General features: G+C 71.4%; 21 protein-coding genes and 1 pseudogene. 12 read left to right on the forward strand and 10 right to left on the reverse strand.

The features are described 5' to 3' along the window. Positions 1-21 precede the first annotated feature (21 nt). A complete protein-coding gene (locus ACFY0U_RS28180; RefSeq protein WP_388640408.1) occupies positions 22-411 on the reverse strand; it encodes a hypothetical protein in 390 nt (129 codons plus the stop codon). Between the two features lie 134 nt (positions 412-545). Beyond that, positions 546-1328, reverse strand: a complete 783-nt coding sequence (locus ACFY0U_RS28185; protein ID WP_388640411.1) for a hypothetical protein — start codon at positions 1326-1328, stop codon at positions 546-548. 507 nt (positions 1329-1835) lie between these two features. Here ACFY0U_RS28185 and ACFY0U_RS28190 point away from each other — a divergent pair. Together ACFY0U_RS28190 and ACFY0U_RS28195 are read left to right on the forward strand one after the other, a co-directional pair. Continuing rightward, positions 1836-2465 (forward strand): transglycosylase family protein, encoded by a 630-nt coding sequence (locus ACFY0U_RS28190; protein ID WP_388640414.1) that lies wholly within the window; start codon positions 1836-1838, stop codon positions 2463-2465. A 119-nt stretch (positions 2466-2584) separates the two neighbouring features. Further along, positions 2585-3208 carry a transglycosylase family protein gene (locus ACFY0U_RS28195; protein WP_388640416.1) on the forward strand — a complete coding sequence of 208 codons (624 nt, stop codon included), beginning with the start codon at positions 2585-2587 and terminating at the stop codon, positions 3206-3208. On the opposite strand, the gene ACFY0U_RS28200 is transcribed toward ACFY0U_RS28195, so the two are convergent. Genes ACFY0U_RS28200 through ACFY0U_RS28210 form a run of 3 tightly spaced genes read right to left on the reverse strand, consistent with a single transcriptional unit; the run spans position 3141 to position 6930 of the window. Then, positions 3141-3815, reverse strand: a complete 675-nt coding sequence (locus tag ACFY0U_RS28200; protein ID WP_388640419.1) for an ATP-binding cassette domain-containing protein — start codon at positions 3813-3815, stop codon at positions 3141-3143. The two genes, ACFY0U_RS28195 and ACFY0U_RS28200, sit on opposite strands and share 68 nt — an antisense overlap. Beyond that, positions 3812-6457: an ATP-binding cassette domain-containing protein gene (locus tag ACFY0U_RS28205; RefSeq protein WP_388640422.1), complete on the reverse strand. Its 2646-nt coding sequence runs from the start codon at positions 6455-6457 to the stop codon at positions 3812-3814. Before ACFY0U_RS28205 ends, ACFY0U_RS28200 begins: the two co-directional genes overlap by 4 nt. After that, the gene (locus tag ACFY0U_RS28210) at positions 6457-6930 is read right to left on the reverse strand and encodes a hypothetical protein (RefSeq protein WP_388640424.1); all 474 of its coding nucleotides are present in this window, start codon (positions 6928-6930) and stop codon (positions 6457-6459) included. The genes ACFY0U_RS28205 and ACFY0U_RS28210 overlap by 1 nt, the downstream gene beginning before the upstream one ends. 122 nt (positions 6931-7052) lie before the next feature. Between ACFY0U_RS28210 and ACFY0U_RS28215 the strand changes: the two genes are divergently transcribed. Together ACFY0U_RS28215 and ACFY0U_RS28220 are read left to right on the forward strand one after the other, a co-directional pair. Continuing rightward, a complete protein-coding gene (locus ACFY0U_RS28215) occupies positions 7053-7604 on the forward strand; it encodes a hypothetical protein (RefSeq protein ID WP_388640426.1) in 552 nt (183 codons plus the stop codon). Next, entirely contained in the window at positions 7573-8865 is a 1293-nt protein-coding gene (locus ACFY0U_RS28220) for an ABC transporter substrate-binding protein (RefSeq protein ID WP_388640427.1), read from the forward strand. Before ACFY0U_RS28215 ends, ACFY0U_RS28220 begins: the two co-directional genes overlap by 32 nt. Before the next feature lie 10 nt (positions 8866-8875). On the opposite strand, the gene ACFY0U_RS28225 is transcribed toward ACFY0U_RS28220, so the two are convergent. Continuing rightward, complete coding sequence (locus ACFY0U_RS28225) at positions 8876-10006, reverse strand: epoxide hydrolase family protein (protein ID WP_388640429.1); 1131 nt, start codon at positions 10004-10006, stop codon at positions 8876-8878. 62 nt (positions 10007-10068) lie between these two features. Between ACFY0U_RS28225 and ACFY0U_RS28230 the strand changes: the two genes are divergently transcribed. Continuing rightward, complete coding sequence (locus ACFY0U_RS28230) at positions 10069-11109, forward strand: helix-turn-helix transcriptional regulator (RefSeq protein ID WP_388640431.1); 1041 nt, start codon at positions 10069-10071, stop codon at positions 11107-11109. A 43-nt stretch (positions 11110-11152) separates the two neighbouring features. Here ACFY0U_RS28230 and ctaD read toward each other — a convergent pair. After that, positions 11153-12724, reverse strand: a pseudogene (ctaD, locus tag ACFY0U_RS28235) (cytochrome c oxidase subunit I); the annotation flags it as partial. Positions 12725-13075: 351 nt separating this feature from the next. Between ctaD and ACFY0U_RS28240 the strand changes: the two are divergent. Next, complete coding sequence (locus tag ACFY0U_RS28240; protein ID WP_388640433.1) at positions 13076-13291, forward strand: I78 family peptidase inhibitor; 216 nt, start codon at positions 13076-13078, stop codon at positions 13289-13291. Between the two features lie 100 nt (positions 13292-13391). Here ACFY0U_RS28240 and ACFY0U_RS28245 read toward each other — a convergent pair whose 3' ends face one another. Both ACFY0U_RS28245 and ACFY0U_RS28250 read right to left on the reverse strand, forming a co-directional pair. After that, on the reverse strand, positions 13392-14390 hold the full coding sequence (locus ACFY0U_RS28245; RefSeq protein WP_388640436.1) for a phosphatase PAP2 family protein: 999 nt from the start codon (positions 14388-14390) through the stop codon (positions 13392-13394). 238 nt (positions 14391-14628) lie between these two features. Continuing rightward, on the reverse strand, positions 14629-15879 hold the full coding sequence (locus ACFY0U_RS28250) for a mannosyltransferase family protein (RefSeq protein ID WP_388640438.1): 1251 nt from the start codon (positions 15877-15879) through the stop codon (positions 14629-14631). 263 nt (positions 15880-16142) lie between these two features. Here ACFY0U_RS28250 and ACFY0U_RS28255 point away from each other — a divergent pair, with 263 nt between their 5' ends. Together ACFY0U_RS28255 and ACFY0U_RS28260 are read left to right on the forward strand one after the other, a co-directional pair. After that, positions 16143-17738 carry an MFS transporter gene (locus tag ACFY0U_RS28255; protein WP_388640441.1) on the forward strand — a complete coding sequence of 532 codons (1596 nt, stop codon included), beginning with the start codon at positions 16143-16145 and terminating at the stop codon, positions 17736-17738. A 141-nt stretch (positions 17739-17879) separates the two neighbouring features. Further along, positions 17880-19070 (forward strand): acyl-CoA dehydrogenase family protein, encoded by a 1191-nt coding sequence (locus ACFY0U_RS28260; protein WP_388640444.1) that lies wholly within the window; start codon positions 17880-17882, stop codon positions 19068-19070. Positions 19071-19133: 63 nt separating this feature from the next. Here ACFY0U_RS28260 and ACFY0U_RS28265 read toward each other — a convergent pair whose 3' ends face one another. Further along, on the reverse strand, positions 19134-19574 hold the full coding sequence (locus ACFY0U_RS28265; RefSeq protein ID WP_037715589.1) for a cell division protein SepF: 441 nt from the start codon (positions 19572-19574) through the stop codon (positions 19134-19136). Between the two features lie 290 nt (positions 19575-19864). Between ACFY0U_RS28265 and ACFY0U_RS28270 the strand changes: the two genes are divergently transcribed. From ACFY0U_RS28270 to ACFY0U_RS28285, 4 genes are all read left to right on the forward strand, one after another. Next, positions 19865-21067 carry a DUF5685 family protein gene (locus ACFY0U_RS28270; RefSeq protein ID WP_388640446.1) on the forward strand — a complete coding sequence of 401 codons (1203 nt, stop codon included), beginning with the start codon at positions 19865-19867 and terminating at the stop codon, positions 21065-21067. Between the two features lie 375 nt (positions 21068-21442). Next, a complete protein-coding gene (locus ACFY0U_RS28275; RefSeq protein WP_388640448.1) occupies positions 21443-23299 on the forward strand; it encodes an FAD/NAD(P)-binding protein in 1857 nt (618 codons plus the stop codon). Between the two features lie 39 nt (positions 23300-23338). After that, positions 23339-24388 carry an LLM class flavin-dependent oxidoreductase gene (locus ACFY0U_RS28280; RefSeq protein ID WP_388640450.1) on the forward strand — a complete coding sequence of 350 codons (1050 nt, stop codon included), beginning with the start codon at positions 23339-23341 and terminating at the stop codon, positions 24386-24388. Continuing rightward, positions 24385-25689, forward strand: a complete 1305-nt coding sequence (locus ACFY0U_RS28285) for an NtaA/DmoA family FMN-dependent monooxygenase (protein ID WP_388640453.1) — start codon at positions 24385-24387, stop codon at positions 25687-25689. The genes ACFY0U_RS28280 and ACFY0U_RS28285 overlap by 4 nt, the downstream gene beginning before the upstream one ends. Positions 25690-25696 lie beyond the last annotated feature (7 nt).

The raw sequence follows: 25696 nt of genomic DNA on the forward strand, positions 1-25696 counted from the left end.
GGCCGCCCTTCCTGTGTCTCGTCAGAAGCCGCGCCGCGGGCCGGGTGGCAGCGCCGGCACCTGCTGCACCATCGTGCCGTGCTGCCCGATCTGCCCGACGCGCTGCCACTGCGACTGCTGCTGCCCGACGCGGGCACTGTGCGCGCCCGCGCTGTAGGCGCTGTACGAGCTGCTGAACGACCCCGGCCGGTGACCGCCGTACGAGTCCTGCGAAAGGCTCCCGAACGCGGTGAACCCCAGCTCCTCCTCGCCACTGCGGTCACCCGGCAGCGAGCGGAACGACTTGACGTACTCGGCGTAGAGCGCGTCGTAGATCGGCGTGGCCGATGGGCCGCACAGCGGGTCCGGAGTCGGCCGCGAGGACGGGATCGACTGGTAGGACTGGCGGCGGGGAACGTCGTAGGTGTGCACGTATGTCCAAACGACACCAAGCATCATGAGATGCGGTCCCGGGAGCGCCCTTTAGGGGCGCGGGGAACTGCGCGAGCAACCACGTACCACCCGCAGTCGCCGACGAACGAGCGGCCCCCGCCCATCAGTCGATATCACGTCCCCGCAAGCGGCAGCGCCGAGGCAACCAACTTCCCGTTCGCCGCAGCCTTGTCGATCGCGTCCCGCAGCAGATCCTCGCGCGGCTGACGCCCGATCGAGCCCACCGGCGCCGCGAACATCAGCACCTGCTGGTGCTTGTTCGCGGCGGCCCGCCAGCTCTCGGTCACCTGGAGCGGCTGATGCGCCTGCCACCACGCGACCGGCTGCCCGCCGGTGGCCGACGGCTGAAGTACCGCGTGCAGCTGGCCCATCGCCAGCAGCACCGACCACCCGTGCAGCACCGGCGGCACCTCCGTGAGTTCGCTCACCGGCATGAACCCCTGCTCGATGAGGAGCGGCAGGAAGTCGTCGCCGGTGTCGGTCGAGCCGGGGCGCACGATGGGGGCCGTCGGTTCGACCACGAGCGCCGGGTGCAACTCCCCGACGATCAGCACGAGTCCGCTGGTGACGCCGAGCACCGCCTGCTCGGGTACGACCTTCTCGGGGTCGGCGTCGACACGGTCGCCGCTGATGGAGCGCACGGCTCCCTGGAGCTGCTCCTCGGTGACCTGGACGATCTGCGAGGGCAGACAGGTGGCGTGGGCGAAGGCGAGGACGGCGGTCTCGTCGCCGATGAACAGAACGGTGCTGGTGCGCTCCGCTTCGGAGTCGCCCGGGGTGCGGCAGGACGTGCAGTCGTAACTGCCGGGGGCGTTCTCTCCGGCGAGCAGCCGGTCGGCCTCATCGTCGCCGATCTCGGCGCGAACCTCGTCGCTGACGTCGAGCATGCGCGGCACGGGTGACTCCCTCGGGAAGCGGTGCCCGGGTGGGTCCCGGGCTCATGAAGAAGACAACGGGTGATCTGTGGCGGGAGTCACGCTCCAGAGCGAACGGAATCGAACCATCCGGCGCACAGGGTCACGCCGGGTCCGGAATCGGGCACTCAACGTCAATTGCTAGGAAATCCAAGGAAGTTGGTTGCGTGAAGTGGGTCACAGGTCATCAGGCCGACTGGTCGACAAATCAGGAAATCGGCGAATGAAGTGGGTGGCCGAAAAAAGTCGATACCCGCGGTAACGGCGAACTGGCCTGGAGTGACAAGCAGTTGGTTGATACCGGGCGGTCGCCCTCCATAGATTCCTCGGCCGTGTGCAACGAGCACCGCTCGGGTTCGTCCGCCGGCCGCACCACAGCCGGCTCGCAGCACCAGCCTCCGGCGGACGGGGCGGAGCGCGACGACCCTGCCCCTGCGCAGGGAGCGCGCCCCGCCTTGGGGGACCCCGGGTCCTTCGAGAGGGAATCACATGTCCGAATGTGCCGATACCACTCGCGACAACGTTCGTAAGACGCGTACGACGGCGGTTCTCGCCGGGGCGGCCCTGCTCGCCCCTCTCGGACTGCTGGCCGCGACCGGCAACGCCGCGGCGGCGGACGACGGAGTGTGGGACCGCATCGCCCAGTGCGAGAGCGGCGGCAACTGGCACATCAACACCGGCAACGGCTACTACGGCGGCCTTCAGTTCTCCGCCTCCACCTGGCGCGCGTACGGCGGCGGCGCCTACGCGGCGACGGCGGACAGGGCGAGCAAGTCCCAGCAGATCGCCGTGGCCACCAAGGTCCAGCGCGCCCAGGGGTGGAGCGCCTGGCCCACCTGCTCCGCCCGGGCCGGGGCATACGGCAGCGCCCCCTCGGTCTCCTCCGGCTCGGCCACCACCAAGGCCGCCCCCTCCAAGCCGTCGAAGGCGCCGGCGCGTTCCCAGAGCCACACGGACCGCAGCGCGTCCCGCGGCGACTACACCGTCCGCAAGGGAGACACGCTGAGCGGCATCGCCGCCCGGCACGGGACCACCTGGCAGCGGATCCACGCCGCCAACAAGGCCGTCATCGGCGACGATCCCGACATGATCGTGCCCGGGCAGCGACTCGAACTCTGAGAAGCTCCCCCCTCCCGGGCACGGGTCCCCGCCCGGCCGGTCCGCCGACCGGGTGGGGCCCCTGGCACCTTCCGCCGTGCCTCGGCGGCGGTCCGCGACGCCCTGCCTAGCGTGGGCCGATGTACCGCATGCCGATCACACTCCTCCTCGCCGCCGTCTGTCTGCTCGCCGGAGCGGCGCCCGCCCCGGCGTACGCGGTCCCACCGCCCCCGGCCCCCGCTCCCGCGCCCGTTTCCGTGCCGTACGCCTGTGCCCTCGACGGCTGGCCCTGGAGCTGTGTCGCGCTGTGCGAGAGCGGCGGGCGCTGGGACGCCGACACCGGCAACGGCTTCTACGGCGGACTGCAGTTCTGGCAGCCCACCTGGGAGGAGTTCGGCGGCCTGAAGTACGCCCCGCGCGCGGACCTCGCCACCCGCGAGCAGCAGATCGCCGTCGCCCAGGAAGTGCTGGCCGTCCAGGGCTGGGAGGCCTGGCCGGTCTGTTCGAAGCGGTACGGGCTCAAGGGCCGTATGCACACGGTGAAACCTGGCGACACCCTCTCGGCGATCGCCCGCAAGTACGGCATCCAGGGCGGCTGGCGAGCGCTGTACGAGGCCAACAAGGACATGATCGGCGGCGATCCGGACCGGCTGAACGTGGGCACGCTGCTGGTCATCCCGAAGGCGTCGAAGAGCGCTACCCGGGGCTCGGCCGTGTTCGGTCCGCCCCTGTCGGCGGGTCCAGTTCGGCCGCCTCTCCGCTGAACACGACCGTGCCGCGGCGCAGTTCGTACACGACGGCCGTCCCGTCGCGCAGGACGGGCGGCAACCGCTGCTCGGCGACGACCACGCAGGCGTCGAGCCCGCTCAACAGCTCGTACGTACGGGCCGCGACCGTCGGCGACATGCCCTGCGCCGGTTCGTCGACGAGCACCACGCGCGCGCGTGCCAGCAGGGCTCGGGACAGGGCCAGCATGCGCTGCTCGCCGCCGGAGAGGGTGCCGGCGCGGCGCGGGAGCAGGGCGGTGAGCTGGGGGTAGGCGTCGAGGGCCGCGTCGTACGACGGTGAGGCGAGCGCCAGGTTCTCGCGGACCGTGAGCGAGCCGAACACCGCCTGCCGCTCCGGGACCAGGCACAGGCCGCGCCGGGCGCGCTCGTGGGCGGGCACGCGGGTCACGTCGGTGCCGTCCCACACCACGGCGCCGCCGGACAGCGGGACGGTGCCGGCGAGGGCGCGCAGGGCGGTCGTACGGCCGCTGCCGTTGCGGCCCAGCAGGACGGTGAGGCCGGGGCCCGGGGCGGTGAGGGTGACGCCGTGCAGGGCCTCCAGCGGGCCGTAGCGCACGCGCGCGTGGCGCAGGGAGATCGTCACGGGGCGGCCGTCCACGCGGTGTCCAGGACGTGGTCGGGCGGGCCCGAGGCGACGATGCGGCCCGCCGTCATGACGTGCACGACGTCGGCGAGGTCGGCGACCAGGTCGAGGTCGTGCTCGACGACGAGGAGGGCCGTGCCGTCGGCGGCGAGGGCCTTCAGCACGCGGGCCAGGGCGGTCACTTCGGCCGTGTCCAGGCCGGCGGCCGGTTCGTCGAGGAGCAGGACCCGGGGGCTGCCGGCGAGGGCTCTGGCGAGTTCCACGCGACGCAGGGTGCCGGTGGGGAGGGCGGCGGCGGGGAGGTCTCGGAGGGGGCCGTCCAGGGTGAGGAGCCGGAGGGTTCGCTCCACTGCGGTGGGGTCGGGGAGATGGCCCTGTTCGGCTCCCACGCGGACGTTTTCGGACACCGTCAGCGAGGGGAAGACCGCGAGTTGCTGGAACGTGCGGGCGATGCCGAGGCGGGTGCGGGCGTGGGCGGGGAGGCGGGTGATGTTCCGGGTGCCGAGGAGGATCTTGCCGCTGGTGGGGCGGAGCGTGCCGGCCAGGCAGTGGAACAGGGTGCTCTTGCCCGCGCCGTTGGGGCCGATGATCGCGGTGACCGTTCCTGGGGTGATGTCGAGGTCGACTCCGTCCAAGGCGGTGAAACTGCCGTAGCGGGCTTGCAGGTTGCGAGCTTTGAGCGTGGGTGCGGGCGCGTCGTGGCGCGCCTTCGGTTTCCCACCCGCACGACCCGTGACAGTCTCGTCGGCGGGTGCGGGTGGCCCTTGTGGGGGTGCAGCGCCGTCGGCGGCCGCGGCAAGCCTCGTCCCCACCCGTTCCCCGAGCGGTGTCAGTACCGCTCCGCGCCGCAGTCGCAGTCTCGCCGCCACTGTTCGCAACGCCTCGTACGGGCCGCCCGGGAAACGCCCGACCAGGACCGCCAGTACGCCGATCAACGCCGCCGCCATCCCGCCCCTCGCGCCCGCGTCCAGGCCCACCAGAAGTGCCGCTGCCAGCAGGGCGCCCAGGGTGCTGTCGGCGCCCAGGACCACCACGGCGGCGAACCACAGCAGGCCGCGGACGGGGTCGTAGGCGCCGGGGTCGAAGGCGCGCAGGCCCATGCCGAGCATGCCGCCGCCGAGGGCGGCCAGCGCGGCGCCCGCCACGAAGGCGAGGAGCTTGAGGGACGGGACCTGGACGCCGGCCGCCGACGCACCCGCCTCATGGTCGCGCATCGCCGCGAGCGCCCTGCCCGTACGGCCGGTGCGGAGCAGGCGCGTAGCCAGGAGGGCCGCCGCCAGGAGCGCCAACTCCAGGACGTAGTAGGCCCGGTCGCCGTCGAAGCCCGACGGGCGGCCCAGCGACAGCCCCGAGGTGGCGTACGGCTGGGCGAAGACGAAGCGGCTCACCCCCACGCCCACCGCGAAGGTGGCCAGGGCCAGCGCCAGGCCCTGGCGGCTGATCGCGGGCCAGCCCGTCAGCAGGCCCAGGGGCGCCACCAGCACGACGGCCACCGCGAGCGCGGCCAGTTCGGGAAGGCGGGGCAGTCCGGGGAAGCGGCCCGCCGCGAGCAGCGCCGTGAACAGGGCGCCCAGGCCCGCGTACGCCGCCTGGCCCAGCGAGATCTGGCCGCCCCTGCCCGTCACCACCACCAGCGACAGCAGCACCACGCCCAGCGCCGGCACCTGCACCGACGTATGCAGATCCGAGCCCGCGAAGCCGAGCGGCAGCAGGAACAGGACCACCGCCACGATCCACGCACCCGGCGGCGTCGCCACGCGCGCGGTGGCCGTGCGCGGGAGCGCGTCGCGCGTGCCGATGCGGGGCAGCACGAGCGCGGCGACGAGCAGCGCGACCACGAACAGGTTCGCCCCCACCGCCTGGAGCAACGGCTCGCCCCAGCCCGACGGATGCAGCCGCGTCAGCTGGCTCTGCGCCACCCCGATGCCCAGCGCGACCACCACGGCGACCGGCAGACTGCGCATCCGCGCCGCCACCGCGACCGCCACGACCTCCATGACCAGCAGCGGCAGACCGTACGGGTCCAGGCGCACGAACGGCGCCAGCAGCACGCCCGTCAGGCCCGCCGTGAACGAGCCGAACGCCCAGCCCGCCGCGGCCACCCGGTCCGCGTCGATCCCGCCCAGCACGGCCAGTTGCCGGTCGTCCACCACCGCCCGCAGCTCCCGCCCGAAGCGCGTCCAGCGGATCACCGCCCCGACCCCCACGGCCAGCACCAGCACCACGGCGAGCTGTCCCCACGGGTCCCCCGACACCAGCTCCGGCGCGTCGTCCCGCGCCCCCTGCCCCCACACCAGCGCCGCCCCGCCCACCAGCAGCACGAACACCCCGATGGACGCGACCAGGGTCTGCGCCGGGTCGCCGCCCAGGACCGACAGCGGACGGAAGACGAAACGCTCCAGCACCACGCCGAGGCCTGGCGCCAGGACCAGCAGCGTCAGCGTGGCGCCCGCCCACAGGGGCCAGCCCCACTCCACCACGCACTGCCGCAGCACGAACGCGCACACCATCGCGATCGCCCCGTGCGCGAAATTCAGCACACCCGTCGCGCGGTACGTCACGATCAGGCCGATTCCGGTGAGCGCGGCGGCGCTGCCGACCGAGAGACCGGCGAGGGTCAGGTCGTACGTGAGGGACGACATCAGTCGGTCTCTTCGGCGGGCTCACAGATGGGACAGGGGCCCAACTCGCCGCTCGCCACCAGCTTGGCGTCCACCGGCACGGCCTCCACCTTTCCGGAGACCAGCGGGCAGTCCGCGCGGTGCCACAGGGTGCCCCCGGGCACCATCAACAGGTCCCCGCTGACGGCGATCGGCGCCGTGGCCCGGCCGGGCTCCTCGGCGTCCGCGGGCTCCGTGGCGACCAGGAGGCCGTACAGCTCCTCCACGCGCAGCGCGGCGATCGTGTTGCGGCCGTGCGCGAGCAGCACCGCCCCGGCGATGATCAGCGCGGCGCCGGGGACCGTGCAGGAGGCCAGGTAGGGCAGCTGACGTTCGGCATAGCGTTCGCCGGAGACGCCGTACCAGCCGATGACGCACAGCACCGCACCCGCGGCGAGCGCGGCCCAGCCGGCCCACAGAACGGGGTGCACGGTCCGCAGTCGGCCTGTCCGCATCTCGGCTCCCACGTGTCATGTGTCTGTCCATGTCAGCCAATGGCTTGCACTATGCCCTCTGGAAGCTGACCCTGAAAGCACCGGGCGCTCATGGCCCGGACCGACACCCGGTGGTGAGCCAGATGGTTCTCGGGAGCGACCTCAGGCGGGGGAACGTCAGCCGAGGGCTGGTGGCGGTGGTGTTCGTCCTCGCGGCGTCCCTCACGGCCTGCAGCGACGACAGCGGCGGGAACGAGACCCCGTCCATGACCCCGACCCCGGACACGACGACCAGCGCGCCGCAGACGAGCGCACCGGCCAGTGGCCCCGCCGACCAGGCGGCGGCCGAGAAGGAGGTCAAGGAGAACTGGGAGAAGTTCTTCGACCCGAAGACCTCCACGAAGGAGAAGCAGACCGTCCTGGAGAACGGCGAGGCGATGGGCCCGGTCATGGCGGCCTTCAGCGGTGACGAGCGCGGCGGACAGGTCGAGGCGCAGGTCACCAAGGTGGAGTTCACCTCGCCGACCAAGGCGACCGTGACGTACGCACTGCTCATGAACGGCGCCACCGCCCTGCCGAACACCACCGGGACCGCGGTCGAGGACGACGGCACCTGGAAGGTGTCCGTCAGCACGCTGTGCGCCCTGGTCGCGCTGAGCGGCAATGCGTCGGCGTCGGCCCTCCCGGGCTGCTGAGGCCGTCGCCGCGGTGCTGCTGCTCGCCCTGAGCGCGGCCTGCGGCAGCCGGCTGCCGGAGAGCGACTTCGAAGGGGGGCGTGCCAGTCCCGCGCGGAGCAGCGGCACTCCGATCCGCGTCGGCATCATCACCAGCGCCACCAGCCCGGTCGGCGGCGACACCTTCGTCGGCCCCCGCGACGGCGCCAAGGCCTATTTCGACCGGCTCAACGCGCGCGGGGGCATCGACGGGCGCCGCGTGGAGGTCCGTGAGTGCGACGACGGCGGCAGCGGTGTCGGCAACAACACCTGTGTGCACCAACTGATCGACGAGGACAAGGTGGTGGCGCTCGTCGCCACCACCGCCCTCGACTACGCGGGCGCCTCCCGCGTCTCCCGCGCGCGCGTGCCCGACATCGGCGGCCAGCCCATCGGGGCCGCCTACGACACCTATCCGCATCTGTACGGCATCTACGGCAGCCTCGCGCCCCGCGACGGCACCAAGGGGTGGAACGGTAAGCAGTACGGCGGCACCGAGGTCTACCGCTACTTCAAGCGCGAGCACGGGGCCCGCACCGCCGCCGTCGTCTCGTACAACCAGGCCGCCTCGGCCGCCTACGCCCGGCTCGTCGAGCGGGGGCTGGAGGCCGAGGGCTACGAGGTGGTGAGCGAGCAGGTCGACTTCGCGCTGCCCAACTTCCGTGCCGTCGCGGCCGACCTGAAGGAGCAGGGGGCCGACCTGGTCTTCGACGCCATCGACTCGCACGGCAACGCCCAGCTGTGCGAGGCGATGGACGACGTCGGCGTGCGGGTCACCGCCAAGGTCACCAATGTGCAGAACTGGAGCTCCACGGTCCCCGACGACTACAAGGACTCCCCGCGCTGCCGCAACGCCCTGTGGGCCACCGGGTCCAGCCGCAACTACGAGGACACCGGCCAGGAGGCCGTACGGGAGTTCCGGGACGCCACGAAGGGGCTGGAGACGCACTCCCAGTGGCAGTTGGAGGGCTGGGCGGCCGCGATGTGGTTCACGGAGGCCGCCGGGTCCTGTGCGAAGAGCGGCGGTGATGTCACGCGCGCGTGCGTGGACGCGTTCATGAACCGCGGCGAGGACTACACCGCCGACGGGCTGCTGGTCCCCGTCCGGTTCGACCGGTCGGCCGAGCCACCGACGACGCGCAGGACGTGTCTGTCGGTGGCCCGGTGGCAGGACGGCAAGGGATGGGTGTCGCAGGGCGACATGGACGACACCTGCTTCGACGTGCCGCAACTGCCCTACTGACCCACCGCGCTCACCGCAGCGAGCCGAAGAACTCCCTGACGTCTGCGGCCAGCAGCTCCGGGACCTCCAGGGCCGCGAAGTGGCCGCCGCGTTCGAACTCCGTCCAGCGGGCCAGGGTGTTGGCCTGCTCGGCCCAGCGGCGGATCGCCACGTCCTCGCCGAAGTTGGCCACCGCCGTGGGCACACCGGAGTTCGTGACCGGGAACCAGTCGCCCACGTGGCTGTTCTCGTAGTACATGCGGGCCGCCGAACCGGCCGTCCCCGTCAGCCAGTACAGCATCACGTTGGTGAGCAGCGTGTCCCGGTCGATCGCGTCCTCGGGCAGCGCGGCCGAGGAGTGCGTCCACGCCTGGAACTTCTCCATGATCCAGGCGAGCTGGCCGACGGGCGAGTCGGTGAGCGCGTAGGACAGGGTCTGCGGGCGGGTGGACTGGAGCGCGTTGTAGCCGAAGCCGTCGGTGGTGAACTCGGCGATGCTCGCCAGGCTCCGCAGCTCCCGGTCGCTGAGCCCGGTCCGCTCCTCCTCGCTGACCGGGCCGAGCGGGATGAAGCCGACCGACGCGGCGTTCACATGGACGCCGATCACCGACGCGGGGGCGATACGGGCCAGTGCGGGGGAGATCAGGGCGCCGAGGTCGCCGCCCTGCGCGCCGTACCGCTCGTAGCCGAGCCGGCGCATCAGCTCGGCCCAGGCGCGGGCGACCCGGTTGACGTTCCAGCCCTTCTCGCGGGTGGGGCCGGAGAAGCCGAAGCCGGGAATGGCCGGGATGACCAGGTGGAAGTCGTTCAGTCGCTCGATCACGCCGAGGAACTCGATGATCGAGCCCGGCCAGCCGTGCGTCAGGATCAGCGGCAGCGCGTCCGGCGCGGACGAGCGAAGGTGCAGGAAGTGCACCTGGGCGCCGTCGATCTCCGTGACGTACTGCGGGATCTCGTTGAGGGCCGCCTCGTGCTTGCGCCAGTCGTAGCCGCTGCGCCAGTGGGCGGCGAGGTCGCGGAGATACGGCAGTGAGGCGCCGTACTCCCAGCCCGCGTCCGGCAGTTCGTCCGGCCAGCGGGTCAGGTCCAGGCGGGTGTGCAGCTCGTCGAGCTGTGCCTGGGGGATGTCGATCCGGTAGCTGTGCACGCTGTTGTCTGCCATGAGTCCACGGTAGGAACCCTTGCGGACAGCGACTGTCCGCAATGCCTGCCAGACTCGGATCCATGTTGGAGACCTCGGCACGACTGCTGCGCCTGCTCTCGCTCCTCCAGGCCCACCGCGACTGGTCCGGCGCCGACCTCGCCGAACGCCTCGGCGTCACCCCGCGCACCGTGCGCCGGGACGTCGACCGGCTGCGCGAGCTGGGCTATCCGGTCAACGCCAGCCCCGGCACCGGGGGCGGCTACCAGCTGGGCGCGGGCGCCGAGCTGCCGCCGCTGCTCCTGGACGACGACGAGGCGGTCGCCGTCGCGGTGGGGCTGCGCACGGCAGCAGGGCAGGGCATCGAGGGCATCGGCGAGACCTCGGTGCGGGCCCTCGCCAAGCTGGAGCAGGTCCTGCCGAGCCGGCTGCGCCGCCGCGTGGGCGCCCTGAACGCCTTCACCGTGCCGATGCTGCGCGGCCCCCAGCCCTCCGCCGTGGACCCGGCCGTGCTGACCGAGCTCGCCAACCTCTGCCGGGACGCCGAACGCCTGCGCTTCGAGTACCGCAGTCACAACGGCGACCCCACCCGCCGTACCGTCGAGCCGCACCGCCTGGTGTGCACCGAGCGGCGCTGGTACCTGGTCGCCTGGGACCTCGACCGCGACGACTGGCGGACCTTCCGCGTCGACCGCATCACCCCCAGGCCGCCGCACGGCCCCCGCTTCACCCCGCGCACACCCCCGGCCGAGGACCTCGCCGCGTTCGTCTCCCGGGGCGTCTCCACGCGCGCGTACGCCGCGCACGCCGTCGTACGGCTCCTGGTGCCCCTGGAAGAGGCCGTCGAGCGTGTCTCGCCCTCCGCCGGGCAGCTGGAGGCCGACGGGCCGGACGCCTGCATCCTGCGCACCGGCGCCGCGAGCCTCGACGTGATGGTGATCCACGTGATGCTGATGGGCTTCGAGTTCGAGGTGCTGGAGCCCGCCGAGCTGACCGAGGCGATCAGGACGGCTCGGGACCGGCTTGCTCGCTCTTTGGCTCGGGCTGAGACGTCAGCGCCGCGTACTCGGGATGGTGCAGATCGAACGCCGGGGACTCGGAGCGGATCCGCGGCAGCGTCGTGAAGTTGTGCCGCGGGGGCGGGCAGGAGGTCGCCCACTCCAGGGAACGGCCGTAGCCCCAGGGGTCGTCGACCTCGACCTTCTCGCCGTACTTGGCGGTCTTCCAGACGTTGTACAGGAACGGCAGCGTCGAGATGCCGAGCACGAACGCGCCGATCGTCGAGATCGTGTTGAGCGCGGTGAACCCGTCGGCGGCGAGGTAGTCGGAGTAGCGGCGCGGCATGCCCTCCGCGCCCAGCCAGTGCTGCACCAGGAACGTGGTGTGGAAGCCGATGAACAGCGTCCAGAACTGGATCTTGCCGAGCCGCTCGTCGAGCATCTTCCCGGTGAACTTGGGCCACCAGAAGTAGAAGCCGCCGAAGATCGCGAACACGACCGTGCCGAACACGACGTAGTGGAAGTGCGCGACGACGAAGTACGAGTCGGAGACATGGAAGTCCAGCGGCGGCGAGGCCAGGATCACCCCGGTCAGACCGCCGAACAGGAACGTCACCAGGAAGCCGGTGGCCCACAGCATCGGGGTCTCGAAGGACAGCGAGCCCTTGAGCATCGTCCCGGTCCAGTTGAAGAACTTCACACCGGTCGGCACCGCGATCAGGAAGCTCATGAACGAGAAGAAGGGCAGCAGCACCGCCCCCGTCACGAACATGTGGTGCGCCCACACGACCACGGACAGCCCGGTGATCGCCATCGTCGCCCCGACCAGCGTCAGATAGCCGAAGAGCGGCTTGCGGCTGAAGACCGGCAGGATCTCCGTGATGATGCCGAAGAACGGCAACGCGATGATGTACACCTCGGGATGGCCGAAGAACCAGAACAGGTGCTGCCACAGCAGCGCCCCGCCGTTGGCCGAGGCGAACACCTGCGAGCCGAACCGGCGGTCCGCCTCCAGACAGAGCAGCGCGGCCGCGAGGACCGGGAACGCCATCAGGATCAGGATCGACGTGAACAGCGTGTTCCAGGTGAAGATCGGCATCCGGAACATCGTCATGCCGGGCGCGCGCATCCCGATGATGGTCGTGATGAAGTTGACCGCACCGAGGATCGTGCCGAAGCCGGCCAGCGCCAGCCCCATGATCCACAGGTCGGCGCCGATGCCGGGCGAACGCTCCATGCTGTTGAGCGGCGCGTAGGCGAACCAGCCGAAGGCCGCGGGCCCCGACGGCACGAGCAGCGAACCCATCACGATCAGACCGCCGAAGAGGAACAGCCAGTACGACAGCATGTTCAGCCGCGGGAAGGCCACGTCGGGAGCGCCGATCTGCAACGGCATCAGCTCGTTGGCGAAGCCCGCGAAGCTCGGGGTCGCGAACAGCAGCAGCATGATCGTGCCGTGCATCGTGAACATCTGGTTGAACTGCTGGTTGTCGATGATCTGCATCCCGGGCCGGGCGAGTTCGGCGCGCATCAGCAGCGCCATGAGACCGCCGGCCAGGAAGAACACGAACGACGTGATCAGGTAGAGATGGCCGATCTTCTTGTGGTCGGTGGTGGTCAGCCAGTCGACGATCACCCGGCCGTGGCTCTTGCTCCGCACGGGTCGCACCGTCGTCTGCACGGTCTCGGTCCCCATCGCTCGCTCGCCCCTTCGCTCGTCGCGTCCCGGGTCCGCCGTCATGATGCTCGCGTCGTCGCGTACGGCGACAGGGGGCGTACGGGGGTTCTGTGTCGGATCCGTGTTTTTCCTACGCCGTGTCAGCTTGCGCGACCCCACACCGAATCGGAATGGAAAGGCTCCGACGGCACGTCTTCCGGCACTTTCCGTCCGGTTATTCGACAAGCCGATGCGACACGCGGGAATTACGTTCGATTGCGCGCGGAAGGCCTACGGAACCGCCCGTACGTGTGACAGGGATTGCGAGAAACGCCTGTCGGCATCCTGTGACAGAAGCGTGACCGGAGGGGGATCAGTGACCCACAGTGTCCTGATTCCTGGCCCCACCCCGCGAAGAGGGCCTAGCGTGGCCGTATGGCACCGATACCGACACCACCCGCCGAACCCCACGACAGCCCCGACGCGTACGTCGGTCTGGAGTCCGCCAGGGCTGAGCGGCTCGCCCGCGAGAAGGGCTGGTCGAGCGTGCGCTCGCTGCCACCGGGGGCGATCATCACGATGGAGTACCGCGTGGGACGGCTGAACTTCGAGGTGAAGGACGGCCGCGTGGCCCGCGCCTGGAAGGGCTGACACACATCCCCGCAGAACGACGACGGCCCCGGCTCCTGTGAGGGAACCGGGGCCGTCGTTGCGGGGTGGGTGTGTGCGTACCGGCCCCGCTGTCCGCCGGCTAGCCGCCTGTCAGGGGGCGGGCCGCCGAGGTCGTGCCGCGTGCGACGCGGTCCGGCTGGGGCGGCCGGCGAGGGCCGGCCGGGGTGATCGGGGTGCGCTCCGAGCGGGCCGAGTGCGGGCCCGGTGCCAGATGGACGGGCGCGCGGCTCGAACGGGCCGCGGGCTCGCTCTGGGTGGCGGGGGTGCGCGGCTTGAGCGGCATCGGGACCTCGACCGGCTTGACGGCCGCCGGTGCGCTGCGGCGGGCCCGCCAGCGGTCGCGCAGGTCGAAGATGGCGGTCTCGGTGCGGGCGATCAGCGGCTCGCACCACGGCAGCGCCAGCAGCACCAGCAGTCCCGCGACCCAGCCGAGAAGGACGTCGCTCAGCCAGTGCGTACCGAGGTAGACGGTGGCGAGGCCGACGCCGAGCGAGGTCACCGCGGAGAGGGCGGACAGCCATCTGCGGGCTCTCGGGGTGGAGGCCAGATAGGCCAGGATGCCCCAGGTCACCACGGCGTTCGCGGTGTGGCCGCTGGGAAATATATCGCCGCCCAGACCCATCTCGTTGGCGCCGATGGTGGTCGCGTAGTGCGGGCCGAGCCGGCCCATGCCGAGCTTGGCGGCGCCCACGGTGATGTTCAGCAGGAGCAGCACGGCGCCCAGGGTGAGCAGCGGGCGCAGGGTGTGCTGGCGCCAGGAGCGCCAGCCCAGCCAGGCCGCGACCATCACCGCGGTGGGGCCGCGCTGGCCGAGCACCACGTAGTAGTCCACGAACCAGTGGATCTCCGCCCACTGCTGGTACGGCCGGAAGAACATGACCTGCCAGTCCAGGCGGACCAGCCACGATGTGTCGACCACGAGCCACACGATCGCCAGGTAGAAGGCGAGGCCTCCGGCGATCAGCGCCACCCGGTGCCGGGACATCCTGGGCACGTCGATGTGGGCCGGTCGTTCCGGCTCACGGTCCAGCCTCGCGAACACCCGGTCCAGACGGGTGAGGTTTCGTTCGGTACGCACTCAATCGACGTTACAGCGAGTGAGGTCCGATGCCCGTCGAATCCACGGCTTTGTGATGACGATGTGATGTGGGATTCCTCTCAGGGAGAGGTTTATTTCCGAGGAATCCACTATCCGGCCCGGTCACCCCCTTCAATTCCTTTGATCATTCCGGGTTCCGGTTTATTGCCGCTTATGAATTCGTTCACCGAATCATGGGGCGGAATTCTCCCGGTGCTCATCGGGGCCCGCGAGTCGATCATGGCGGTCCTGAGCCGTTCAGCCAGAACGCCCCGTACACGGCCGATGCGACGGCAATACCGCCCACCACCAGCGCGGACCTCGACGTCCGCAGCCTGGCGAGGGCCAGCGCGAGGGGGAACAGAAGGGGGAAGGCGGGCATCAGCAGGCGCGGTTTCGAGCCGAAGTAGCTCGACGCGCACAGGGCGAGCGCGGTGACGAGACCCGCGTACACCAGAAGCGGCAGCGGCTGGCGCTGCCGTACGCCGACGACGTACAGCCACACCACCAGCCCGACACCGACGATCAGCCCCACCCCGGCGAGCGCCGACGGGAACGACATGAACTTCTCACCGACGAACCGCGCGAAGGCGTAGCCCCCGTCGAACCCGTTGCGCCACCCGGCCTGGACGTCGAGATACCCGAGGGGGCCCTTGCCGGTGCGATGGCCGACCCAGAGGACGTAGGCGGCGGCGCCGAGGGGGGCGATGAGCAGGGCGAGGGCGCGGGTGAGGGGGTGGGCGCCGTGGGGAGCGGGATCGCGCCGGTCGGGGGCATGTTCGCCGGCGCTCGCGCCACCCGTCCGCGCCACGCTGCGCTCCCGCTTGGACGAGGGATCACCCGCGGCGGCCCGGTCCCGCCGGAACGCGACGATTCCCGCCACCCACACCGCCGCGACCACCGCGAGTCCCACCGGCCGGGTCAGACCCGCCAGGGACGCCAGGACGCCCGCCGTCACCCAGCGGCCCGTCAGGACCGCGTACAGCGACCACGCGGCGAGGGCCGTGAACAGGGACTCGCTGTACGCCATCGACTGCACGATCCCGACCGGCAGCACCGCCCAGACCAGCACCGCGCAGACCCCGGCCCTGCGGCCGTACACATGGTCGGCCACCGCGAAGACGCCCCAGGCCGCCGCCAGTGAGGCGAGCAGGCTGACGGCGAAGCCCGCGTCGGCGTGGGACAGGGGCGTCACCGCCGCGATGCCCCGCTCCAGCCACGGCAGCAGCGGGAAGAAGGCCAGGTTCGAGTGGACGTCCCCGTTGGGCAGCCGCACCTCGTAGCCGTATCCCAGCTCGGCGACCCGCGTGTACCAGAGCGAGTCCCAGCGGGCCGTCAGCAGCGTGTACGCGCTCTTGTCGCGTGCGGCGCTCCACAGGGCCAGGGTGAGCAGGCCCAGGGCGCGGACGGCCGCGTACCCGAGAAGGGCCGGGGCCGCGCGGCGCAGGGCGCTCGGCACCGGAGTCGCGCGCGTCTCAAGATCGGTCACGGGTCCGATTATCGACCGCGCGCCGAACCGATCCGCCCACCGGGGCGTGGAGGTAAGGGGAGGGGGAGTGGCGTACGCCACACGTGTTCTTCGCGGAGTGTGAGAGGTCCACCACTTGGCCGACGGGTGAACTCGCGTACGCTGACGTGTCACTCGCCTTCGTTGCGCGGGCCGGAGATCACCGCTCCTCTCCGGCCGAGATCACGGGGAGTCCCCACCCCGTGTGCCCGCCGACCGCGAGGGAACATCTGGGAGGTACGTACATGTCCGGGACGACCACGGCCGCCGCTGCGCTGCGCCGTCGGGCGGCCGGGGCCGGTGCCAACCGCTGGGTCGTCCTCGTCGTCCTCTGTGTGAGCCTGCTGCTGGTCGCGGTCGACGCGACCGTGCTGCACGTGGCGGTCCCCGCCGTCACCGAGGACCTCAAGCCCGGCGCGATAGAACTGCTCTGGATCGTCGATGTCTACCCCCTCGTCTGCGCCTCGCTGCTGATCCTGTTCGGCACGCTCGGCGACCGCGTCGGCCGCAGACGGGTCCTTCTCCTCGGCTACGCCCTGTTCGGTGTCGCCTCCGGCATGGCCGCCCTCGCGGACAACGCCCAGGTGCTGATCGTGGCGCGGGCCCTGCTCGGCGTCGGCGGCGCGATGATCATGCCCGCCACGCTCTCGATCCTCCGCCAGGTCTTCCCCGACCGGCGTGAACGCGCCCTCGCCATCGGCATCTGGAGCGCGGTGGCGGCCGTGGGCGCCGCGGTCGGACCGCTGCTCGGCGGCTTCCTCCTCGAACACTTCTGGTGGGGCTCGGTCTTCCTCGTCAACATCCCGCTGATGCTGGTCAGCCTGCCGGTGGGCCGCCTCCTGCTGCCCGAGTCGAAGGGCACCGTCGACGGCCCCTGGGACGTGGTCGGCGCGCTGATGGCCGCGGCCGGACTGTTCGGCCTGGTTCTCGGCGTGAAGAGGCTGGGCAGCGGGGAGTTCGACGGGATCACGGCGCTGCCGCTGGTCGTGGGCGCCGCGCTGCTGGTGTTTTTCGTACGACGGCAGAGGCGCCGTGCCCATCCGCTCGTCGACCTGCGGATGTTCTCGCGCCCCGCCTTCAGCACCTCCGTCGGCTGCATCGTGCTGGCCATGCTCGCGCTGGTGGGCCTGGAGCTGATCGCGGCGCAGTATCTGCAACTGGTGCTGGAGCTCTCCCCGCTGGAGACCGGGCTGCGGCTGCTGCCCCTGACCATCGCGGCGATGGCCTCCGGACTCGCCGGCGCCCGGATGCTGCGGCGCTTCGGACCGCGCCGGATGGTCTGCTTCGGCTTCGTCCTGACGGCGGTCGCCGTACTGACGCTCATGGCGATGGGCGGCGAGGACAATGCGCCGCTGCTGCTCTTCGGCTTCGTCCTGCTGGGCTTCGGCCTGGAGACCACGCTCTTCGGGGCGTACGAGTCGATGCTGAGCGAGGCACCGCCGGAGCAGGCGGGCGGGGCCGCGGCGATCGGTGAGACCTCGTACCAGCTGGGCGCGGGCATCGGTATCGCCCTGCTCGGCAGTGTGATGAACGCGGCGTACGCGCCCGGACTCTCGTCGGTGCGGGGCGTTCCGGCGTCCGACTCGGCCGCGGCGGGGCACTCCCTGGGCGAGGCGTACGAGATCGCCGGGCGGCTCGGCGGGGCGGCCGGGGAGACCCTGCGCCGGACCGCGCGGGACTGCTTCGTCCACGGGCTCCATGTCACGCTGCTGGTCAGCGCGGGCCTGCTGCTGCTCGGCGCGGTGATGGCGCTGCGGCTGCCGCGGACCATGCAGTGCGAGGCGGTGTCGGTCGAGGTGCCCGCGCCCCGCGAAGTCGCCGAGGCCCGCGTCTCCGCCTGAGGTACTGGACGTGCGCGACACTGCACCCGTAACGTCGGCCGGAGAGCCGTAACTAGCGCTGCTAGTTTTCAGTCGCGTTGTCGACTCGCATTGTCGAGTCGCATTGACGAGTCGCGTTATCGAGTCGCCGGAGGGTGCCCCATGTCCGCGTCCGCGAAGCTGCCCCCGTTCGATCCGGCCGACCCGCTCGGCCTCGACGACCTGCTGGACCCGGAGGACCTCGCCATCCGGGACACCGTGCGGTCGTGGGCGGCGGACCGGGTGCTGCCCTACGTCGCCGAGTGGTACGAGAGCGGCGAGCTGCCCGGCATCCGTGAACTCGCCCGTGAGCTCGGCGGGATCGGGGCGCTCGGCATGTCGCTCGACGGATACGGGTGCGCAGGGGCCAGTGCCGTGCAGTACGGACTCGCCTGCCTTGAGCTGGAGGCCGCCGACTCCGGGATCCGCTCCCTCGTCTCCGTGCAGGGCTCGCTCGCCATGTACGCGATCCACCGGTTCGGCAGCGAGGAGCAGAAGCGGACCTGGCTGCCGCGGATGGCCGCCGGCGAGATCATCGGGTGCTTCGGACTGACCGAGCCCGACCACGGGTCAGACCCCGCGGCGATGCGGACCTACGCCAAGAAGGACGGCACGGACTGGGTCCTCAACGGGCGCAAGATGTGGATCACCAACGGGTCCGTCGCCGGGGTCGCCGTCGTGTGGGCGCAGACCGACGAGGGGATCCGCGGGTTCGTCGTACCGACCGAGGCGGCCGGCTTCTCGGCGCCGGAGATCAAGCACAAGTGGTCGCTGCGCGCCTCCGTCACCAGCGAACTCGTCCTCGACGACGTGCGGTTGCCCGCGGACGCGGTACTGCCGGAGGTCGTCGGGCTCAAGGGTCCGCTCAGCTGTCTGTCGCACGCCCGCTACGGCATCGTCTGGGGTGCGATGGGGGCGGCGCGGTCCTGCTTCGAGGCGGCCGTCGACTACGCGAAGTCGCGGGAGCAGTTCGGGCGGCCCATCGGCGGCTTCCAGCTCACCCAGGCCAAGCTCGCCGACATGGCGGTCGAACTGCACAAGGGGATTCTGCTCGCCCACCATCTGGGGCGGCGGATGGACGCCGGGCGCCTGCGTCCCGAGCAGGTCAGCTTCGGCAAGCTGAACAACGTACGGGAGGCGATCGAGATCTGTCGTACGTCGCGCACCATCCTCGGTGCCAACGGGATCTCCCTCGAATACCCCGTCATGCGGCACGCGACCAACCTGGAATCGGTGCTCACCTACGAGGGCACCGTCGAGATGCATCAGCTGGTACTGGGCAAGGCGCTCACCGGGCTCGACGCGTTCCGGTAAGCCTCTCCGTCGAAGCCTTTCGGTGAACCCTGCGCGGGGGCAGGGCCGGTGAGCGGCCCTGCCTCAGCTCTGGTTGAAGAAGCCGTCCGTGCGGTGCGCGGCCGGGTCGCCGTTCACGATCTCCGTGTTGGCGGGGGTCAGCAGGAACACGCGTGTGGACACGCGCTCGATCGAACCGCGCAGCCCGAAGATCAGGCCGGCCGCGAAGTCGACGACCCGCTTGGCGTCGCCCGCCTCCATGGCGGTGAGGTTCATGATGACGGGCACCCCGTCCCGGAAGAGCTCGCCGATGGCGCGCGCGTCCCGGAAGCTGTCCGGAGTGACCGTGCCGATGCGACGGCCCTTCTCCTCGGCGACGTCCGAGGCCACCTTGACCCGCGGGTCGGTGACCCAGGCATCCCCGGGCTCGGTTCCTTCGGAGTAGCCGTCGTCGTCGTAGTAACGCTCGTCATCGTTGTCGTCAACGAGGCCCAGCCAGGCACTCGCCTTGCGCACCGATCCCATGGACGCCTCCTCTCACAGCGGTCTTTCTCGCTTTACGTATCCCTATGGTCATCCATGATGCGGATGACGCGCCATGTGGATAGACGCCGCGCGGGGGGTTTGTGACGGTACTGGTGCACAGCGCATTCGTCGAGAGCCCGGGATTCACAAGGGCCGTTCCCCATACGGCTGCTGACTGTGAGTGAAATATGATTCTTCGCGGCGTATGGGTGATGGGCGGGGCGTACGGGTGAACGACCGGGCCGATACGATGCCGCCGCTCAACATCGCACTGACCACGGGGGATCGTCGTGTTCGGAATCGTCAGGCCCTGCCGCCATCGGCTCGGTGAAAGTCTCAAGACCCAGTGGATGGCGCATTTGTGCGGGCTGTGTCTCGCGCTGCGCAAGGATCACGGGCAGTTCGCACGCATCGTCACCAACTACGACGGCTTGCTGATATCGGTTCTGACGGATGCTCAGACCGATCGGGGGGCTTCGGGGCGTCGTACGGCCGGCCCCTGCCCGTTGCGCGGAATGCGCACCGCCTCCGTCGCCGACGGCGAGGGCGCCCGGCTCTCGGCCGCCGTCTCGCTGGTGCTCGCCGCCGCCAAGGTCCGTGACCATGTCGCCGACGGGGACGGGCTGCTGGCCCGCAGGCCGGTGGCGCTCGCCGCCCGCCGGGTCGCGTCGAGCTGGGGTGCGGCGGGGGCCCGCAGCGGATCCGCGGTCGGGTTCGACACCGCCGTGCTCGTCGACGCGGTGGACCGGCAGCTGGGCATCGAGACGCTGGCCGGGCCCGGGACGCCGATCCTGACCGTCACCGAACCGACCGAGACGGCCACCGCGGCCGCCTTCGCCCACACCGCGGTCCTCGCCGGGCGGCCGGGCAACGCCGAACCGCTCGCCGAGGCGGGGCGGCTCTTCGGGCGGCTCGCACATCTGCTGGACGCCGTGGAGGACCGGGAGGCCGACGCCGCGTCGGGGGCGTGGAACCCGCTCACGGCCACCGGGACGTCCCTGGCGGAGGCGCGGCGGCTCGCGGACGACGCCGTGCACGGGATACGGCTCGCGCTGCGGGAGGCCGCCTGGGGGGCCGGGGTCTCCCCGGAAAAGCACAGCGGTGACCAGAAGCTGGCGCATGTGCTGCTGGTGCATGAGCTGCGGACCTCTGTGGACCGGGCCTTCGGCTCGTCGTCCTGCGGGCATGCGGCCGAGCTCTCCCACCCTTACGCGCCTCCCGGTCCGGGCGGTCCGGGTGTTCCGCCGCCCCCGGAGCCGCCTCGCCGGGACCGGCGTGGGCTGCTCGCGGGGTGTGCGGTGTGGATGGGGCTGGCCTGTACGTGCCAGATGTGCTGCGGGGAGTTCGAGGACCCGTGGAGCCGGCAGCGGCGGGAAGGGCTGTGCAATCAGGCCGATTGCGGTGACTGCTGCGATTGCTGTGAGTGTTGCAGCTGCTGCGGGGACGGGTGTGACTGCGGGTGCGACGGGTGCGACTGCGGGTGCAGCTGCTGAGAGCGAGATGCGCTGAATGAGGGGAGGGCGCGTGTGAAGGCGAAGGAGGAGAACGCGAAAGGACGCCCGGGAATCAGGGCGCGCAGGGGGTCAGCTCAACAGGAACAGGACCACACGCGACCGAGGTCGATGTGGGAGCGCTTGACCAGCCACTGCTGCGGATGCATGGGGTAAGTGGAACAGGCATCCGGTTGTGCGTCAACCGACTTGAGACGTACGGCTCACAGTATGGACAGCCTTGACAGTGAGGGGAAACGCCCCCGTAGTCTCAAGGGGCGGCCCTGCTGAGGGGCTCGGCCGCACCCGCGCCGCGCGGCGCGCTTGTGTGAAGGCACCCGCCCGAGTTCTCACGACTCGCTGTCACGGAGCCTTCGCATGCCCTCCGACACCCACGCCCAAGCCTCCGCCCCCCTGCGCCGACCCTCGCTCGTGATCGTCGGGGCCGGGCCGCGGGGGACCGGTCTCATCGAGCGGATCGCCGCCAACGCGCCCGAGCTGTACGACGGTTCGGGCCTCGACATCCATCTCGTGGACCCGCACGCGCCGGGTGCCGGGCGCATCTGGCGACAGGCGCAGTCGCCGCTGCTGTGGATGAACTCGCACGCCGAGGACGTCACGATGTTCACCGACGAGACGGTGGACATGGCCGGACCGGTGCGCCCGGGACCCACGCTGCACGAATGGGCCGGCATCGACGGCACCACCTTCGCGGACCGGCAGCTCCAGGGCGGCTATCTGCGCTGGGTGCACGAGCAGGCGGTGGCCGCGCTGCCCCCGTCGGTACGGGTGCACCACCATCCGCGGCGCGCCCTGCGGGTCAGCGGACCGCGCGAGGGCCGCCAGCAGGTGTGGCTGGAGGGCCGCCCGCGCCCGCTCCTCGCCGACCTGGTCGTCCTCGCGCTCGGCCATCTCGACGCCGAACTCGACGACGAGCAACGGGCGTTGGCGGCCTACGCGGCGGATCACGACCTCGTCCACCTCCCGCCCGACTTCACCGCCGACAGCGACCTGTCCGCGCTCACACCCGGCTCGGACGTCCTCGTCCGCGGCTTCGGGCTCGCCTTCGTCGACCTGATGGTGCTGCTGACGGAGGGCAGGGGCGGGCGGTACGAGGGCGACACCTATGTGCCGTCCGGACGCGAGCCGGTGCTGTACGTCGGATCGCGGCGCGGAGTGCCGTACCACTCGAAGATCGGCTACGACTGGACCGGTGAACGCCCGCCGCTGCCCCGGTTCTTCGGACCCGCCGAGGTCGACGAACTGCTCGCCCGGCCGACGGGGTTCGACTTCCGGCGGGACGTGTGGCCGCTCGTGGAGAAGGAGCTGGGGTTCGCGCACTACCACCGGCTGTTCACGGTGCACGGGGAGCGGACCACGATGTCCTGGGTCGACTTCGAGGAGAAGTACGCGGTCGGCGACCCCGCGGATGTCCGGGCCCTGGTGGAGGCCGCCGTGCCCGACCCGGCCGACCGGCTGGACCTGGACGCGCTGGACCGGCCGCTGGAGGGGGTGCGGTACGGGTCGTTCGAGGAGCTCCAGGAAGGGCTGCGGGGGTATGTCGAGCGGGATCTGAGCAGACGGCACGACCCCGCGTACAGCCAGGACCTGTCGGTCTTCCTCGGACTGCTGTCCGTCTACGGCCAGTTGATCCGGCTCGGCGGCACCGGACCCTGGTGGCACGGCTTCTTCAGCTATCTGGCCTCGGGGCCGCCCGGACCCCGGCTGCGGCAGCTCCAGGCGCTCTCGCGGGCGGGCGTCGTCAAGTTTCTCGGCGCGGACGTCTCGGTGGCCGCGCGGGACGGTGTCTTCCGGGCCACGAGCGCGACACTGCCCGGGTTCGGTGTCGAGGCGCGCGCGCTGGTCGAGGCGCGGCTGCCCGAGCCCACGGTCGGGCGGGCCCGTGACGCCCTGCTGCGCGAGCTGCACGAGGACGGGGCCGCCGAGACCCCCGACGGACTGCTCCGGGTGGACCCCGGCGACGGCCGGATCCTGGACCGGGCCGGCCGGCCGCATCCCCGGCGCTTCGCGCTCGGCCCCTTCACCGACGGCCGTACCCCAGGCGCCTTCACCCGGCCGCGCACCGGCGGCCCGGCGTTCCGGCAGAACGACGCGACGGCACGGGCGGCGCTGGACTTCCTCGCCTCCCTCGCCGGGCGCGTGAACGCTCCGCTGCGAGTGCCATCGAATCTGCGGGCCGGTGGGGGCTGGTCGCGCAGTTCCTCGCGCCCCTGAAGGGGCGCGTCCCAAGTCCCTACGATTGCAAGGGAACCCATGCTGCATCTTTCTGCGGCTGTCGACCAACAGTCCGTCTACGACGCCGGCTCCTACGTCGAGCTGGCGAGGCTCGCCGAAGTCGGTGTCCTGGACTTCGTGACGCTGGACGACACCTTCGCCCGCCCCGGGCTCGACGCGCTCGCCGTCCTGTCCCGGGTGGCCCCGGCCACCGGCCGGATCGGTCTCGTCCCGACCGTCACGACCACCCACACCGAGCCCTTCCACGTCCAGGCGGCCGTCGCGACCCTCGACTGGGTCAGCCGGGGCCGGGCCGGCTGGCGGCTCGACGTGTCGACCACCGAGGGCGAGGCCCGTCTCTTCGGCCGCCGGCACGCAGCCCCCGCCGACGCGCTGTGGCGGGAGGCCGGTGAAGTGGCCGACGTGGCCGCGAGGTTGTGGGACAGCTGGGAGGACGACGCCGAGATCCGGGACGAGTCGACGGGCCGTTTCATCGACCGGGACAAGCTGCACTACGTCGACTTCGAGGGCACGGGGTTCTCGGTGCGGGGCCCCTCGATCGTGCCGCGCCCTCCGCAGGGCCACCCGGTCCGGGTGGTCGACGCCTCCGAGGGGCAGGCCCGGGAGACCGCCGCGCGGTACGCGGACGTGGCTCTCGTACGGTCCGTGAGCGCCGCGCACGCCCGTGCCGTACGGGATCAACTGCGCGCCACCGCGGTGCGGTTCGGACGCAAGCCCGACGAACTGCGGATCCTCGCGAGCCTCGTCGTCGACCTCGGTGACGGGGAGCACGCGGCCGAGCCGGGCCACGGCGGGGGCGGCCCCCGGCAGACCGCGCAGGGCCCGCTGTACCGGGGCGGCCCCGTCGACCTCGCGGACCTGATCACCTCCTGGCACGGGGAGGGCGCCGTCGACGGCTTCCACCTCACGCCCGCCGAGCCACGCCGTGACCTGGAGCGGCTCGTCAACGGCACGGTGGCGCTGCTCCAGCACCGCGGACTGTTCCGCACCTTCTACCCGGGCAGCACGCTGCGGGACCACCTGGGTCTGGCCCGGCCCGCCAACCAGTACGCGGGGGAAGCGTCATGACCGAACGACCGCTCAAACAGATCCGTCTCGCGGCGCACTTCCCGGGCGTCAACAACGCCACCGTCTGGACCGATCCGCGCTCGCGGTCCCAGATCGAGTTCTCCTCCTTCGAGCACCTCGCCCGCACGGCCGAACGCGGTCTTTTCGACTTCTTCTTCCTCGCCGAGGGGCTGCGGCTGCGCGAGCACAAGGGCCGGATCCACGACCTGGACGTCGTCGGGCGCCCGGAGTCGATCACCGTGCTCAACGCGCTCGCCGCCGTCACGGAGCGGCTGGGGCTCGCCGCCACCGTCAACGCGACCTTCAACGAGCCCTACGAACTCGCCCGCAGACTCGCCACGTTGGACCATCTCAGCGGCGGCCGGGCCGCCTGGAACGTGGTGACCTCCTCCGACGCGTTCACCGGGGAGAACTTCCGGCGCGGCGGGTTCCTCGACCGGGCCGACCGGTACACGAGGGCGGCCGAATTCGTCGCCACCGCACGGGAGTTGTGGGACGCGTGGACGCCGGAGGGGCTGTCCCGGCCGTTCGCCCACCGTGGGCGGCACTTCGACATCGCGGGCGAGTTCACCGTGCCGCGCTCGCCGCAGGGGCATCCGGTCGTCATCCAGGCCGGGGACTCCGACGAGGGGCGGGAGTTCGCCGCCGGTACGGCCGATGTGGTCTTCACACGGCAGACCTCGCTGGAGGGCGGTCAGGCCTTCTACGCCGATGTGAAGCGGCGCCTGGCGAAGTACGGCCGTACCGCCGAGGATCTGAAGATCATGCCCGGGGTCAGTGTCGTCCTCGGCGACACCGCCGCGGAGGCGCAGGAGCGGGCCGCCGAGATCCGCCGGCAGCAGACCTCCCCGCAGACCGCGATCCTCACGCTGGAGCAGATCTGGGGCGTCGACCTCTCCGCGTACGACCCGGACGGTCCGCTGCCCGAGATCGACCCGGTGGCCGAGCCGGCGCTCACCCAGGGCCGGACCCGGCGCGGGAACACCCGCGAGATCGCCGAGAAGTGGCGGGCGCTGTCGAAGGAGAAGGGGCTGTCCATCCGGGAGACCGTGATCGAGGCGGGCGGCCGGCAGTCCTTCATCGGGACCCCGCAGACGGTCGCCGCCGAGCTCGACGAGTTCGTGCAGCGCGACGCCGCCGACGGTTTCATCCTCGTACCCCATCTCACCCCGGCCGGACTCGACGAGTTCGTGGACCGGGTGGTGCCGCTGCTCCAGGAGCGCGGGGTGTTCCGCACGGAGTACAAGGGCACCACGCTCCGCTCCCACCTCGGGCTTTCCGAACCGGTGTGGAAGGGCTGATCAGACT

The sequence above is a fragment of the Streptomyces sp. NPDC001536 genome, from assembly GCF_042894505.1.
GTDB lineage: Bacteria > Actinomycetota > Actinomycetes > Streptomycetales > Streptomycetaceae > Streptomyces.